At 41.8% G+C, this 13,491-nt stretch carries 13 protein-coding genes and 1 tRNA gene; 9 read left to right on the top strand and 5 right to left on the bottom strand.

Features of this window, described 5'->3' with window-relative positions:
• Window positions 1-38: 38 nt before the first annotated feature.
• Entirely contained in the window at window positions 39-647 is a 609-nt protein-coding gene (locus C2M25_RS05920; protein WP_063701630.1) for a tetratricopeptide repeat protein, read from the top strand.
• 47 nt (window positions 648-694) lie between these two features.
• Here the strand turns inward: C2M25_RS05920 and C2M25_RS05915 are convergent, their stop codons facing one another.
• Window positions 695-2,554 (bottom strand): cation:proton antiporter, encoded by a 1,860-nt coding sequence (locus C2M25_RS05915; protein ID WP_105175062.1) that lies wholly within the window; start codon window positions 2,552-2,554, stop codon window positions 695-697.
• Window positions 2,555-3,475: 921 nt separating this feature from the next.
• Here C2M25_RS05915 and proB point away from each other — a divergent pair.
• Together proB and C2M25_RS05905 are read left to right on the top strand one after the other, a co-directional pair.
• A complete protein-coding gene (proB, locus tag C2M25_RS05910; RefSeq protein WP_063701634.1) occupies window positions 3,476-4,576 on the top strand; it encodes a glutamate 5-kinase in 1,101 nt (366 codons plus the stop codon).
• Complete coding sequence (locus C2M25_RS05905) at window positions 4,573-5,820, top strand: glutamate-5-semialdehyde dehydrogenase (protein ID WP_105180673.1); 1,248 nt, start codon at window positions 4,573-4,575, stop codon at window positions 5,818-5,820. Before proB ends, C2M25_RS05905 begins: the two co-directional genes overlap by 4 nt.
• Window positions 5,821-5,975: 155 nt before the next feature.
• Here the strand turns inward: C2M25_RS05905 and C2M25_RS05900 are convergent.
• Window positions 5,976-6,051, bottom strand: a tRNA-Ala gene (locus C2M25_RS05900).
• A gap of 166 nt (window positions 6,052-6,217) precedes the next feature.
• Between C2M25_RS05900 and C2M25_RS05895 the strand changes: the two genes are divergently transcribed.
• Together C2M25_RS05895 and C2M25_RS05890 are read left to right on the top strand one after the other, a co-directional pair.
• Window positions 6,218-6,604, top strand: coding sequence for a hypothetical protein (locus C2M25_RS05895; protein ID WP_105180672.1), 387 nt, complete (start codon window positions 6,218-6,220; stop codon window positions 6,602-6,604).
• Window positions 6,605-7,105: a prolyl-tRNA synthetase associated domain-containing protein gene (locus tag C2M25_RS05890; protein WP_058583962.1), complete on the top strand. Its 501-nt coding sequence runs from the start codon at window positions 6,605-6,607 to the stop codon at window positions 7,103-7,105.
• On the opposite strand, the gene C2M25_RS05885 is transcribed toward C2M25_RS05890, so the two are convergent.
• On the bottom strand, window positions 7,072-8,208 hold the full coding sequence (locus C2M25_RS05885) for an MFS transporter (protein WP_105180671.1): 1,137 nt from the start codon (window positions 8,206-8,208) through the stop codon (window positions 7,072-7,074). The two genes, C2M25_RS05890 and C2M25_RS05885, sit on opposite strands and share 34 nt — an antisense overlap.
• Before the next feature lie 232 nt (window positions 8,209-8,440).
• Here C2M25_RS05885 and C2M25_RS05880 point away from each other — a divergent pair, with 232 nt between their 5' ends.
• The 4 genes from C2M25_RS05880 to C2M25_RS05865 all read left to right on the top strand — a co-directional run bounded on the left by C2M25_RS05880 (window position 8,441) and on the right by C2M25_RS05865 (window position 11,488).
• A complete protein-coding gene (locus C2M25_RS05880) occupies window positions 8,441-8,980 on the top strand; it encodes a DUF2058 domain-containing protein (RefSeq protein WP_063701878.1) in 540 nt (179 codons plus the stop codon).
• A 103-nt stretch (window positions 8,981-9,083) separates the two neighbouring features.
• The gene (locus tag C2M25_RS05875) at window positions 9,084-9,407 is read left to right on the top strand and encodes a c-type cytochrome (RefSeq protein WP_063701876.1); all 324 of its coding nucleotides are present in this window, start codon (window positions 9,084-9,086) and stop codon (window positions 9,405-9,407) included.
• A 128-nt stretch (window positions 9,408-9,535) separates the two neighbouring features.
• Entirely contained in the window at window positions 9,536-10,303 is a 768-nt protein-coding gene (locus tag C2M25_RS05870) for a class II aldolase/adducin family protein (RefSeq protein WP_105180670.1), read from the top strand.
• A gap of 9 nt (window positions 10,304-10,312) precedes the next feature.
• Window positions 10,313-11,488: a mandelate racemase/muconate lactonizing enzyme family protein gene (locus C2M25_RS05865; RefSeq protein ID WP_054552450.1), complete on the top strand. Its 1,176-nt coding sequence runs from the start codon at window positions 10,313-10,315 to the stop codon at window positions 11,486-11,488.
• 66 nt (window positions 11,489-11,554) lie between these two features.
• Here the strand turns inward: C2M25_RS05865 and C2M25_RS05860 are convergent, their stop codons facing one another.
• Window positions 11,555-11,929: a hypothetical protein gene (locus C2M25_RS05860; protein ID WP_063701872.1), complete on the bottom strand. Its 375-nt coding sequence runs from the start codon at window positions 11,927-11,929 to the stop codon at window positions 11,555-11,557.
• A gap of 8 nt (window positions 11,930-11,937) precedes the next feature.
• Window positions 11,938-13,485 (bottom strand): S41 family peptidase, encoded by a 1,548-nt coding sequence (locus tag C2M25_RS05855; RefSeq protein WP_063701870.1) that lies wholly within the window; start codon window positions 13,483-13,485, stop codon window positions 11,938-11,940.
• Between the last annotated feature and the right edge of the window lie 6 nt (window positions 13,486-13,491).

Raw genomic sequence — 13,491 nt, 5'->3', positions numbered from 1 at the left:
TATTATTTGCTAAGACTGACTTTATTTAAGTGACTTTGATGCGTGTTTTATTGCCTTTAACATTACTCTTCTCAAGCCTAAGCATGGCTGAAGAGCCCATAACTGCAGTGCCTCTGTACACAGAGAGCGAGTTAATTGGCTTGATCAATAAAAATGCACACCTAGCACGTGTAAAGGCAGATGATTGCCAGTTAGTGCAAGATATCGAGGCCCGAGCCAATAAAATGGCACTGCCATCATATCAGTTCCTGTATGGTGATATGCTAGCGTATGCAGTGTGTGTAGACCGTAATGTAGAGTTAGGGGTTTATTACATGCGTCAGGCCGCTCAGCAAGGGCTAGGTGCGGCTTTAGAGCAGCTTGGTCGTTACTATGATGTTGGCCAGTTAGTGCAGCAAGATAAAGCGATGGCAGTCACCTATTTACGAGAAGCATCTGCCCAAGGCAACTTAAAGGCACAAATGCGTTTGGTTAACCTATTTAATCAAGGCTATGGTAGTCCGCGTGATTATGAAGACGCCTACCGATGGTTATTCCACTCAATGGTTGCCGATAAAGCCACCCACAAAAAAATTGAGCACCTACTGGCAAAGCTTGCAGAGAAAATGCCAGACAGCGTCGTAGCACGCGCACGTTTACCAATGTAGAAACAAATACATAGCAATAAAAAAGGCCAGCTAATGCTGGCCTTTTTTTATTTCTCTTCTTTATTTTCTTTTGGTTTGCCGTTGTTAGGGTCTTTCAGCACCGACAATTTAGGCGGTTGTAGCGCCACAATTCGCTCACCTACTTGCGGAGTTTTCTCCATGTTAGTAGTGAACGGACGAATTTTTATAGGTGAATCATCATCATCTGTCTTTTCGCCATGCAAGATAAACAGTGGGATAGCTTCGCTATTTACTTCTTTGTATTGCTCCCAGCTAAACTCATCAGAAATACGCGTTGCACTGACTTTACCGCCTTTGGCAATCAAGCTACTTAAGCGCGCATAAGCCCCATTATCGCCAAATAGAATTTGTCGTGATAAGAAAGTCGCACTGTCTTTGTTTGCTTTAGCGTGGTTAGTTGAAGAGCGCAGTGAAAACACATCTTTTTCGTCAAGTAAATGCGAGAAGTACTGCACACCTAATGCATTATGATGGCGATTAGGCGAAAGCGCGAGAACGCTACGAATCGTCGTTAATGGCAAATAACGTTCAGCATGTTCAGATTGTGGATTACCATAGTAACAAGGTAAGCCATCCATACGTGCCATTTTGCAGTTCTCCCATGCAGGATCAGACAAATGCACTGGAATATTTTGATCTTTTAAGCCGCAGGCAATGGCACGGGCTACATGGTTTGCACCAATAATCAAAATGGTATTTGGCGCAGGCTGACGTACTTTTAATAACTTTGCCAAGGGCGTTGCAGTCAGACTTTGCAATACCACAGTCACGATGATCACCGTGAAGATAAGTGGCACGATTTTCTCTGCATCAGCAATGCCAGCTTCCACCATACTTAACGCGAATACAGAACCTACCGCCGCGGCAACAATACCCCGTGGCGCAATCCACGAGAGAACTAAACGAGACTTAAGTGGTAAATCGGTTTTAAAGGTCGAGATTGCGATACATGCAGGACGGGCTACAAATAACACGATGGCTAAGAAAATAAACACATCGCTATGTAACATCATTAAATCAGAGAGCTGTAGACGGGCAGCAAGTAAGATGAATAACGATGAGATTAAGATCATCGACAGGTCTTCTTTAAACTCTAGCACTGAGTCAATTTCGAGCTCATCTTGGTTCGCAAGCCAAATACCAAACACGGTAACAGCGAGAAGACCAGATTCATGGCTAAGGTGGTTAGAAACCGTAAAACTAATCAGTACTAACGCTAAAATACCAAATTTATGTAATTCGAACGGTAGCCATTCGCGGCGTATTAGCAATGTAGTGAGCCAACCTGCTACCACACCAATCGTTAAACCAACACCTAAGGTTTTAAATAGCGCGATAATGGTATGACTGAGTACTTCGCCTTGCCCTACAAGCATGACGGCTTCAAACACCAGTACCGCGAATAATGCACCAATGGGATCTATGACGATGCCTTCCCAGCGCAAAATACGGTCGATATCTTGGGTCGGTCTCATAGAGTTTAACAGCGGTGCAATAACAGTAGGGCCAGTAACAACAAGTACTGCACCAAGCACTGCGGCAACCCGCCAGTTAAGCTCTAAAATCCAATATGCGCTTAGGCTTATTACTAAGCAAGTTGTGATCATGCCGATTGAACAAAGATTACGAACAACCTTGCCGATACCTTTTAGTTCTCTAAAGTGTAGGGTCAGTGAGCCTTCGAATAAGATCACAGCAACGCTAAGAGAGACTACAGGGAATAATAAATCACCTAATAATGCGTCGGGTTCTAAAATGCCACTGAAAGGACCAAGTACTAGACCTGTTAGTAGTAAAAATAAAATAGCCGGTACACGAAACGCCCAAGCTACCCATTGTGCTAATACCGAGCACAAGGCGATCCCTGCTATATAAATTGCTGACATAGAATGAATTATCCTTTAGTTACTACTATTTAAAAAATACCAACACCATAGATAATCGCGTTTGAAGACGATAGTTAGCCGCTGAACTTTTAAATAAAATGCTTGCCTATTAAAGCCTACTCACCGTCATGGACACAAGCAAACTTGTTGCTTCAAATACGATTTTAGTCGTTATTACTACTTTTTGGGGTGCTTTTAAGAACAAAAACCAGATTAATTGGTAAAAAATCATTATGCTATGCATCTTGCTCTCTAACTCATTGTTAAAAAGTGTCTATTTCTAACATTTATGGCAAGTATAAAAGCTATGATTACTTTTTGCCCTTGATCTTTGCCCCTGATTTCCCGTATTATATTTCGTGTTCAAACAATTTGATATCTAATTTTTTATAAGTGTTATTACACTTGTTTAGTGTTTTATCTTCATTTAATCAGTTGTTTGTAACATATTTAGTGTTTTATACACTTTGTTTTCTAATTAAATAGAAATGAGCTTGCTAACGTTCAGTGTGTATTTATTACGTGTTGAATAGAATATAAGTTCATTATCTGGTCAATGTTTAGCCCCCATCGTGGCGGCTAAATCTCGGTCATACAATCTACACCCTATCTGCTGGTGTACCTGATTGTATAGGCTCTATGTATGTTGTGATTAATAAAAGCCGCACACAGCTTTTTACAGCGATACATAAACAACACTTATCTTTTTTAATCAACTTATGGTTTATAACCGTTTGGTCTACTGACTGAATAAAAGTTGTGCTATATCTAATCGCAGTACTTGCGTGGCGTAGTCGTGTGCATAGATAAGTGGTTTGACAAAGTGATAATAGTCAGTGCGTTTAGTAACACTAAACGCGAGTCTTTTAATCAGTGGCAAATTGGCACTGAACAGATAGTAAAATGGAAAGTTGAACAGTTATGCAAAAGTTTAAATGGCGACGTATAGTACTAAAAGTAGGTAGCGCGTTAATCGCACCAGAGCAAGATGGGTGTCGTTCACGTTATTTACTGACCATTGCACAGTTCATCGTTCGTTGTCGAGCGCAAGGTATCGAAGTAATTTTAGTATCATCGGGTTCGGTAGCTGCTGGTTCGCATTTATTCCCTGAACAAGAAAAACGTTCAGTAACGATGAAAAAAGCTATGGCGGCTGCTGGTCAAACAGAAATGATGGCAATGTGGGATCGTTTCTTTGATTTTCCATCGGCACAAATTTTATTAACCCACGGTGACTTACGTGACCGTGAGCGTTACACCAGTATTCGTGAAACAGTTTTCACCTTACTAGAGCATGGTGTGTTACCGATCATTAATGAGAATGACACGGTAACAACCGATGATTTAAAGGTTGGCGACAACGATAACTTGTCGGCAATGGTTGCAGCCGCTGCGGACGCAGACGCATTGATGATCTTTTCGGACGTAGATGGTCTTTATGACAAGAACCCGAATCTACATGAAGATGCAGTGCTGCTACCTGAAATAGATAGCATTGATGAATCTATTTATGCCATGGCAGGCTGTGCAACCAGCGCAGTTGGTACAGGTGGTATGAAAACGAAGATTGAAGCGGCAGAAAAAGCCACTTCACATGGTATTACAACCTTTATCTTAAATGGTTTTAAAGAACAGACGTTTAACCGACTGTTAGAGGGTGATAACCCGGGTACTATCTTCAAACCATATGACAAACCAATGCAAGAAGCTGTGCATTGGATGACTCACACAGCAAATGAGCAAGGTGAGGTTGTCGTAGAAGGTTCGATTGATAAATCAACCGAAGATGGCTGTATTCGTAGCGATGAAATCGTTGCGGTACATGGAGAATTTGGCGTAGGCGATACTATTTTAGTCCGCAGTGATGATGGTACGCGTCTAGCAAAAGCAACAGCGAATTACAGTAGCTGTTTATTGAATTTTATTGCTGACAACGAGCAAAGTGAATTTAGCGAAAAAATGCAAGATTCAATCGGGCCAGTTGTTTCAGAGAAAGATATCGCATTATTGGAGAAGTCATGAGTTTAATTACGGATATTTCGAGTCAGGCTGCAAAAGCTGCAACCCAGTTAGCTTTACTTGATACTGCTACTAAGAATCAAGTGTTAACTGAGATGGCACAGGCATTGCGAGAAAATAAAGCCTTTATCATCAAAGAAAACGAAAGCGATTTGGCAGCAGCGCGTGATAACAACCTTGCTGCGTCTATGATTGACCGTTTAACGCTAAACGATGAGCGTATTGAAGCAATGGCTGAAGGCATTGAAGTAATTGTTAGCCTTGATGATCCTGTTGGTCAATTACGCGAAATTTCAGAGCGCCCAAACGGTATTAAGATCAGCAAGATGCGCGTACCACTTGGTGTTGTGTGTATGATTTATGAAGCACGCCCGAATGTGACGGCTGATGCTGGTGCGTTATGTTTTAAATCGGGTAATGGTGTGATTTTACGTGGTGGTAAAGAAGCACTGCGTAGTTCACAAGCCATTGCGAGTGTGATGCACAAAGTGCTTGAAAAGCATGGTTTACCTGCTGCGTTAATTTCGGTGATCCCAGATCCAGACCGTGGTCTACTTATGGAGCTGATGCAACAACGCGACACAATTGATTTAATCATCCCACGTGGTGGTGAAGGCTTAATTAACTTTGTGACAGAAAACAGCACTATCCCAGTCATTCAGCACTTTAAAGGTGTATGTCACCTTTATGTTGATAAAGACGCTGATCTGAATGTTGCAATCAATTTACTATTAAATGGTAAAACTCAGCGCACAGGTGTGTGTAATGCCTTAGAAGGTTTAGTGGTTCACCAAGATATCGCTGATGAGTTTTTAAACCTGTGTGCAGTTGTTCTTCGTCAAGAAGGCGTAAAAGTAAATGCAGATGCGAAAGCTGCCGAGTATTTTGATAATGCCACTGTACTTGCTGACGACGAGTTTGGTGAAGAGTACTTAGATTTAGAAATCGCAATTAAGGTTGTGCCTGATTTTGCAGGTGCGATTGATCATATTGCTAAATTTGGTTCAAACCACACTGAAGTGATTTGTACTAAAGACCAAGCTGCGGCGCAGTTATTCCAACGTAGTGTAGATGCGTCTGTGGTGATGGTTAATGCATCATCGCGTTTTTCTGATGGCTCACAATTAGGCTTAGGTGCTGAGATTGGTATCGCGACAACGAAGTTACATGCTTATGGCCCTATGGGCTTAGAATCGCTGACAACTGAAAAATACTTAGTGAATGGTGAAGGTCAAATTCGTGAGTAATCGCTAAAAAATTGTTTAAAAAGCCGGGCTTTGCTCGGTTTTTTTGTGTCTGTTATAAAACGAAGACGACAGAAAGACAAATAAAATTGCTTTAACTTAGAATGTATTGGTTTTTATTAAAGATTCGGCAGATTGCCTAAAGAAGAGTAGGAAGGTGGTGGAGCTAAGCAGGATCGAACTGCTGACCTCCTGCGTGCAAGGCAGGCGCTCTCCCAGCTGAGCTATAGCCCCACATTCCTAAAATACAGGATGCTTAAGTATTGCGTCTCAAGCGGGGTGAACTTTAAATATTTTTGCATTTTTGGTCAAGTATTTTTTTTAAAATGATCGAATTTTTACTCTGTTGTTTTATTTTTGATAGACTAGTGCGCATACACTGTACAAGGCTTATCCAATAATGAAAAAAATAGCATGGCTTTTGGTTGCTTTACTTGCCGGTTGCGCAAGCCAAGAAGAGGCCCCTCCGTTTGAAATTAACAATAAGCAGTTTTACGAAAAAAATGACGACCAAGGCAATAAAATTTTTGCCTATGTGGTGTCAGTAAAAGCCCAAGGTCGTCGCCCAATAAACCTTGATAAGCCTATGACACGTAGCCAATTTAAAGATTTTGCCGAACAAGAAGTCTTTGAAGAATCAAGCAACTTAAAGCTCATGCTTGAGGATCAAGCGGTGGAATTATTAAACGAAGAACTTAAAGAACGACAATACTGTGACGATAAGCACGTCATTGATGAAGTATTATGGCGTGATTTAAGTGTGCAATTACGAGGACGTTGTTTGTAAATGTATGCAGATAAAAGCAAGTTAGCTGCTACGCTAGCTCAATTAGATATTAATTATGATGTGATTGAGCATCCACCATTACACGGTAGCTTAGATGCCGATAAATTTATGCTCGATAGACCGGGCACTCGATTAAAAAACTTATTTTTACGAGATAACGAAGGCAAGCGTCACTTTTTAGTGATCACTGCTCACGACAAGCAGCTTGATTTAAAGGCTATTGCTCAGCAGCAAGGCTTATCTCGACTAGGGTTTGCATCCGATGAGCGATTAGCGCGTTATCTAAAAGTGCCACCGGGCTGTGTTTCTATGTTGGCACTTTTAAACGATAAGCAAAATAATGTCACCCTTTGGCTAGACCAAGAAATTTGGTTTAACGAGCTTTTTCATTGTCACCCTTTTGAAAATACCGCGACATGGCTGATGAAAAAAGAGGACTTAGAGCTGTTTTTTGAAAGTACCGGGCATCAACCGCGTATCGTATTTCTACCAGCCAAATAAACTAAGCTTAAACCCACTAAGCAGACTAAAAGTAGCACGGTCATAAAGGCAACTTGGCCGTGTTGCTGATATACCAGCCCAGGCAATAACGAACCCAGTGCGCCACCGCTATAATAAAACGATACATAGCCTCCATTCGTCACGCTTGCTGGTGCGCTGCTGATTTTATTTACCAGAGGGGCGGCACTAGAGTGGATCACAAACATTGCACCGCAAAAGCCAGTAAAAGCGACCACAAATAGCAGTAACTGTTGGCTCATTAATAACACCATTGTTAGGCTATAGAATACAAATACCCAAGTTAGCAAACGCCAAGGTGTTGATGACTTACGTAACAGCCACGGTGTGGCTATGGATGCCAGCGCACCTAATAAATAACCACTGTAAACGAGTCCGATATCGCGGGTATTAGTGATAGCAAAGTTGTCTTGCAAAATGAAAGGTAAATAATTTAACAGTGCTGCAAAGCAAAAAAACATACAAAACACTGCCCCGTAGAGCTTTAATACGAGTGGATCTTTTAATTGCTTTAGATACAACAGCGGCGATTTTGCAGCGTGAATGCTTGCGCTTTTGCTTGATTTGGGAATGGCGATTGCAAACAGTACTAAGCCAAGCGCAATCACATAATAAAAACTTTGCCAGCTTAAAAAGTCTGTAAATAAGGCGGCAAGCATGCGTCCGAAGTAGCCACCGACTATGGTACTGCCAATGTAAAGAGTCATATTACGTTGTAATTGGTCGGCCTGATAAGTCACACCTATATAACTGGTCATAGCGGTGAGCGCCGCGGGAAGGGTGATCCCTTGGATAAAGCGAACCAGCAATAGCAACTCAAAGCTTGGTGCAAAGGTAAAAGCAACGCAGCTTATGGCCAACACGAGCATGGCAAATTTCAAAATTGTAAGTGGATTTCGCTTAGCTAAGAACAAGCCGTAAACTAAAGGAGCAATGGCCAGTGGCAGCATCGTCGCGGTCATTAAGCTACCAGCAGTGGCTGGCGATACAGAAAAATGGCTGGCGAATAATCCTAGTAAGGGTTGTGGGGCGTATAAAACAAAGAAAATAAATACAGAGCAAAGTAACAAATGTCGCAGCTGCATTTTTAGCTCCCTAGAGGAAAAGCCCTAGCTTATCGGGTACAGGTTTTTTTACAAGTTCAAAGGCGACTAAAATTATAAATCTTGCGTTAAATCAAAGTGTCATGATTTCATCGCATGTTAATCTCACTGCAATATACTCGATTGCTGTGAATCAAGTGGGCTCAGTACTGTTATTTGTTGGCAGAGCTGATTAAAATAACCCTAATACGCATTATTAAATTGGAATTTCGTCATGGGTTCATTACAAGATCAATTACTTAAAGCTGGCCTTACTACGGCACACAAAGCTAAAGTAGCCAAAACAGAAAAGCGCAAACAGCAAAAGAAGAAAAAGAAAGGCGCCACCAGTAATCCGAGCGATTTACAAAAACATATTGAGCAAACTAAGCTTGAGCAGCAGAAAAAAGCCGATGAGCTTAATAAAGCGCGTTTAGAAGAGCAAAAACAACGTGAGCAAGTTGCCCGCGTTAAGCAAATTTTAGAGCATCACAATCAAGATGAAATTCGTGGTGACCGAACATTTAACTTCACTTATCAAAATAAAGTGAAAGAGCTAGAAGTAAACGAAAAAACACAAAAGGCCCTTGCTGGTGGCCGTTTGGCAATTTGTGTTTTAGAAGGCCAATTTTTTGTACTGGAAGACGAGCCAGCACGAAAAGTCGCTGAGGTCAGCGAAGATTATATAGTGTTCCATGTTGAGCCTGAAGATAAGCAGAAGGATGAAGATGATCCGTATGCTGATTTTGAAGTACCTGATGATTTAATTTGGTAATACCTGTTTCGATTGCCGTTACAATTTTCGGGTGCAATATTGTTAAATCATGGTCTACACTAAAGAAAATGTTTAATAACCCGTCAATAAAGAGAAGATACAAATGAGCAAGATCACGAAAATTTTATGTGGGGCTGGCATTGCAATGGCTGCAAGCTTATCTTTCAATTCGATGGCAGCGGATGGCCAAGCTCTTTACACAGCTAAGCTTTGCCAAACTTGTCACGGTCCAGAAGGTAAAGCGCCTATCATGGCTCAGTACCCAAAATTAAATGGTCAAAATAAAGAGTACTTACTAGCGCAAATGAAAGACATCAAATCAGGTGCGCGTAGTAACGGTATGACTGCTGCGATGAAAGCGATGGTTGCAAACGTATCTGAAGAAGAAATGGCTGCAATTGCTGATTACCTATCGCAAGTAAAATAAGCATACATAAAGCGAAAAAGGCCACATCAATTGATGTGGCCTTTTTGTATCACCTATTGATCATCCATTAATAGTAATTTAGACTTCTATACATCTATTTGTGCTGTGTCACATTTACAAGGTTTCCCATGTTTGACTTACCAAAACTCGATTTAAAAAATAAAGTATCTGAACAAGAATGGCAGCTTCGTGTTGATTTAGCTGCATGTTACCGTTTGGTGGAGCACTTTCGATGGGGTGATTTAATTTACACTCATCTGTCGGCACGTTTACCGGGCACAGATCAGTATTTGGTTAATGCGTTTGGTTTAAGTTTTGATGAAGTGACAGCATCAAACCTTGTGAAGGTCGATTTAGCAGGTAACATTCTTGATGAAACGCCGTTTAAAATTAACCCGGCAGGTTTCACCATTCATAGTGCCATTCATGAAGTTCGTGATGATGCTCATTGTGTTATTCATTTACACACAAAAGAAACCATCGCCGTTGCAACGCAAGAAAAAGGCCTGTTACCACTAAGCCAATACTCAATGTTTTCATTGCCATCATTGTCTTATCACGGCTACGAAGGGTTAGCGGTAAACAGTGATGAGAAAAAGCGTCTGCAAGATGATTTAGGCACCACTAATCACATGTTATTGGTTAACCACGGTGGCTTAACCGTTGGTCCAACCGTGGGTGATGCGTTTATGCGCTTTTACGATTTGCAGCGTGCGTGTGAAATTCAATTGGCTATTCAAGCCAGTGGTCAAACGGCAATCCCGGTACCACAACCAATTATCGATAATATTTATAATCAAGCGAATGTCGTGCATAGCGGCAGCACGGGTGGTCAACTAGCATGGCCAGCAATGTTGCGTAAAGCTTATCGTCTTGATCCTAGTTTTGCTCAGTAAGGAGTAACCATGAAAGTTAATCGCGTCGAAGTGTTCGATATTCATTGTCCAGACAGACCTGCTTGGACACCTGTTTTTGTGCGTATTCATACTGATGAAGGTATTAGCGGTGTGGGTGAAGCGGGTTTGGCTTATGATTTAGGTCACAGTGCAGCTGCGGCAATGATCAAAGAAATGGCTGATGCCTTTTTAATTGGTCATGACCCATTCCAAACAGAAAAATTGTGGTCTCGAATGCTACGCGAAAGCTTTTGGGGTTTAGGTGGTGGTCCGGTTGTCTATGCAGCAATGAGCGCCATTGATACTGCGCTTTGGGATATTAAAGGTAAAGCATTAGGCTTACCTGTTTACCAGTTATTAGGTGGTAAAGTTAACGATAAGCTGCGTACTTATGCATCACAATTACAGTTTGACTGGGACAGCGAATTTAAAGCACTTGTTCACCCAGAAGAATATGCAGAAGCTGCACTTAAGGCGATGGCTGAAGGGTATGATGCGGTAAAAGTGGATCCAATTCAGTACGATAAAAACGGCAATACTTATTATGACCGCACTAACATTATTTCTCGTGCAGAAATGAAGTTATATCGTGCGCGTATGCAAGCTATTCGTGAAGCGGTAGGTGACGAAGTTGATATTATTTTTGAATGTCACAGCTTACCTGGTGCGACATCAGCAATTCAAATTGGTGAAATTGCGGAAGAGTTCGATTGTATGTATTACGAAGAGCCAGTGAACTACTTAAATCATTCATTACACGCAAAAGTTGCCGACAAAGTTGCCGTGCCAATTGCAGGTGGTGAACGTTTGTATAATCGCTGGGGTGTGCGTCCATATCTAGAAGATCAAAGTATTGATGTACTTCAGCCAGACTTAGGTCTATGTGGTGGTTTCACAGAAACTAAAAAAGTGTGTGATTATGCTGATATCTTCGATGTGCGTATTCAAGCTCACGTGTGTGGCGGCCCAGTTGCAACCGCAGCTTCGTTGCACTTAGAAACCGCAATTCCTAACTTCTTAATTCACGAACATCACACCTATGCGATTAAGAAATGGAACCGTGAATTGTGTATTCAAGATCCACAACCTAAAAATGGTTTCTTCCAAGTATCAGAAGAGCCAGGTATCGGTATTGAATTAAATGATGAAGTTGTTATGCGTTCTCAACGTGTTGAGATTAAGTAACACTCACTAATATTTTACTAAAAAAGCCCGTAAGGGCTTTTTTTATATCTACTTTTTAGATTTAAATTAATCAATTGGCCTGCATTTTACCAAAGGTAGTGGCTCGGTTGCTTTACTATCTAAATGACGAACAAAGCACATGCTGTTTTTGATTAATAATTCAAAGCGCTCAGGCATCGCTAGCTGTTTGCCCATCATCGGGTTACCCTGAGCATCTACAACACTCATACTATCTGTGACTAACACGCTGCTATTTATAAACGCATCATTGGCAACTGCGATTGGCTTACTATGCATTAATCTGGCAATGCCTTGTGCTATTAGCTCACTTTGTGGCTCAGTTAGCCGCGCATGTTGTAATTTCGGTGTTGGCTCTTGGCTTTGTGCACTACAGCCTAGCAGCGTTGATATCAGTAATACACTAGTTAGTTGGGCTCTCATTAAGGTTCCTACTGCTCTAAAATTTTACTTTGCTGAAGCAAGGTAGAAGTACGGATGTCATGCACTTTTGGTGTGTCTGTAAAAATTGCTGGTGCAAACCCTTGTTCACTAATCGTTGAAGTGGCTTGAGGGCAACGGCCTGTCTCGCGATAGCTAAGTGCAGTACTTAGCATAGCTTCATTTTCATCGCCTAATTGGTGTGTGAAGTCATCAGCGACAGCACAGCCTGGGATCATCACTGGCTGATACTCGCTATCATTGCTATTTTGTGGCGCAAAGCCATCAGCATATTCACCAAATTCTTTGTTATTGACGCCGGTAAATTGAATACTGAAATAAGTGGTATCACAGTTATCAGTCGGGTAGTAACCATAAGGTTTACCGCAGGTTGTTTCGCCTATTTGAATTACCTCGATATCGGCACCCCGTAGGCCATTAATCACAGCCTCACTGGCTGAGCAGGTGTTGCCTGTTGTCAGCACAAAAACACGTTCTAGGTTCAACGAAGGCAATGGGGTTCCTGGGCTGATAGCTGGGTTTTCGGCAAAGCCTAAAAACTCATCGGTAAAATAAACGGGTTCTAAGCGATCGCCAGTAACGGGGTTAAAGGTTGGATGTTGATCGTTAAAAATAGTGCGTTCAAAGATTTTGCCTGAGGTGTTGTTTCCGCCTGCCACCATGTAAGCAACTTGGCTGGCCATTAATAAGTATCCACCAGGGTTGTAACGCATATCGATGATCAAGTCTTTAACGTTACTTGCAGCTAAGCTGTTAAAGGCGTCATACAAGGGCTTTTCTGCCACAGCATTATGGCGATTAAACTGAAAGTAGCCTACTTCACCATTGGCAAAGGTCTTTATGTTGCTAACTGCTTGGCCTGTAATGGTTTGTGCAGTCATAGTCACTTCACGAATTTCGCTGGTATTAATGTCTTTGAATACAAAAGAGGTTACTTTGCCGGACTCCGAAGGAAAGAGGCCTGCATTTAATACATCAACCTCAGCTTGGGTGCTGGCATTAACAAAGTCAACGCCATCCACTTCAACGACTTCTAAGCCACGGCTCAGATTGAGGTTTGCAGCCGGTGAATTAGGTTCTGTGTAGCTGATAATCCCTTTGCGAGGGGCGCTGGCACTGATTAACTTAAGTTTAAAGCCATAACCAAAAGACTGCCCTGATTGGCTCTGAGCTTGCCATTCGTCAGTTGGCAAGCTGGCATGAAAGTTATCTTTGTTTGCACCTGAATCCGTGGTGTTTTGGGTTTTTAATAAGGCAAAGTAATTTAAAACACCGTCAGTTAATGCAGGGTCGCGGTCCGTTATTTCGTCATACCAAAGATAGGTTTCGTGACTCCAAGCGCGTAGCCAGTGCTTTTCATTGAGTGCTTGGCATTGTTGGTCAAATTTACTTGATGGCTCAAATACACCTTCAGTCCATGTGATATCTGCAGCATCGATAGTCCCTGACTCTGAGCTACCAGAACCACCACAGCCTGCAATGATAAGCGAACACGTAACTGCTACAGCAGCTAAAGGCTTTTTAAAATGAACAAACATAACACC

Source organism: Pseudoalteromonas sp. T1lg21, from assembly GCF_002964625.1.
Classification (GTDB): Bacteria; Pseudomonadota; Gammaproteobacteria; order Enterobacterales; family Alteromonadaceae; genus Pseudoalteromonas; species Pseudoalteromonas gelatinilytica.
The sequence above is the reverse complement of the archived record's forward strand: the minus strand, read 5'-3'. Positions and strand labels throughout refer to the sequence as shown.

Bases quoted from the DNA above. Each gene is read 5' to 3' on its own strand.
- C2M25_RS05890 (WP_058583962.1), top strand. From the start codon at position 6,605: ATGTATGCAGATAAAAGCAAGTTAGCTGCTACGCTAGCTCAATTAGAT.
- C2M25_RS05895 (WP_105180672.1), top strand. From the start codon at position 6,218: ATGAAAAAAATAGCATGGCTTTTGGTTGCTTTACTTGCCGGTTGCGCA.
- C2M25_RS05860 (WP_063701872.1), bottom strand. From the start codon at position 11,929: ATGAGAGCCCAACTAACTAGTGTATTACTGATATCAACGCTGCTAGGC.
- C2M25_RS05885 (WP_105180671.1), bottom strand. From the start codon at position 8,208: ATGCAGCTGCGACATTTGTTACTTTGCTCTGTATTTATTTTCTTTGTT.
- C2M25_RS05880 (WP_063701878.1), top strand. From the start codon at position 8,441: ATGGGTTCATTACAAGATCAATTACTTAAAGCTGGCCTTACTACGGCA.
- C2M25_RS05865 (WP_054552450.1), top strand. From the start codon at position 10,313: ATGAAAGTTAATCGCGTCGAAGTGTTCGATATTCATTGTCCAGACAGA.
- C2M25_RS05855 (WP_063701870.1), bottom strand. From the start codon at position 13,485: ATGTTTGTTCATTTTAAAAAGCCTTTAGCTGCTGTAGCAGTTACGTGT.
- C2M25_RS05920 (WP_063701630.1), top strand. From the start codon at position 39: ATGCGTGTTTTATTGCCTTTAACATTACTCTTCTCAAGCCTAAGCATG.
- C2M25_RS05915 (WP_105175062.1), bottom strand. From the start codon at position 2,554: ATGTCAGCAATTTATATAGCAGGGATCGCCTTGTGCTCGGTATTAGCA.
- C2M25_RS05870 (WP_105180670.1), top strand. From the start codon at position 9,536: ATGTTTGACTTACCAAAACTCGATTTAAAAAATAAAGTATCTGAACAA.
- proB (WP_063701634.1), top strand. From the start codon at position 3,476: ATGCAAAAGTTTAAATGGCGACGTATAGTACTAAAAGTAGGTAGCGCG.
- C2M25_RS05875 (WP_063701876.1), top strand. From the start codon at position 9,084: ATGAGCAAGATCACGAAAATTTTATGTGGGGCTGGCATTGCAATGGCT.
- C2M25_RS05905 (WP_105180673.1), top strand. From the start codon at position 4,573: ATGAGTTTAATTACGGATATTTCGAGTCAGGCTGCAAAAGCTGCAACC.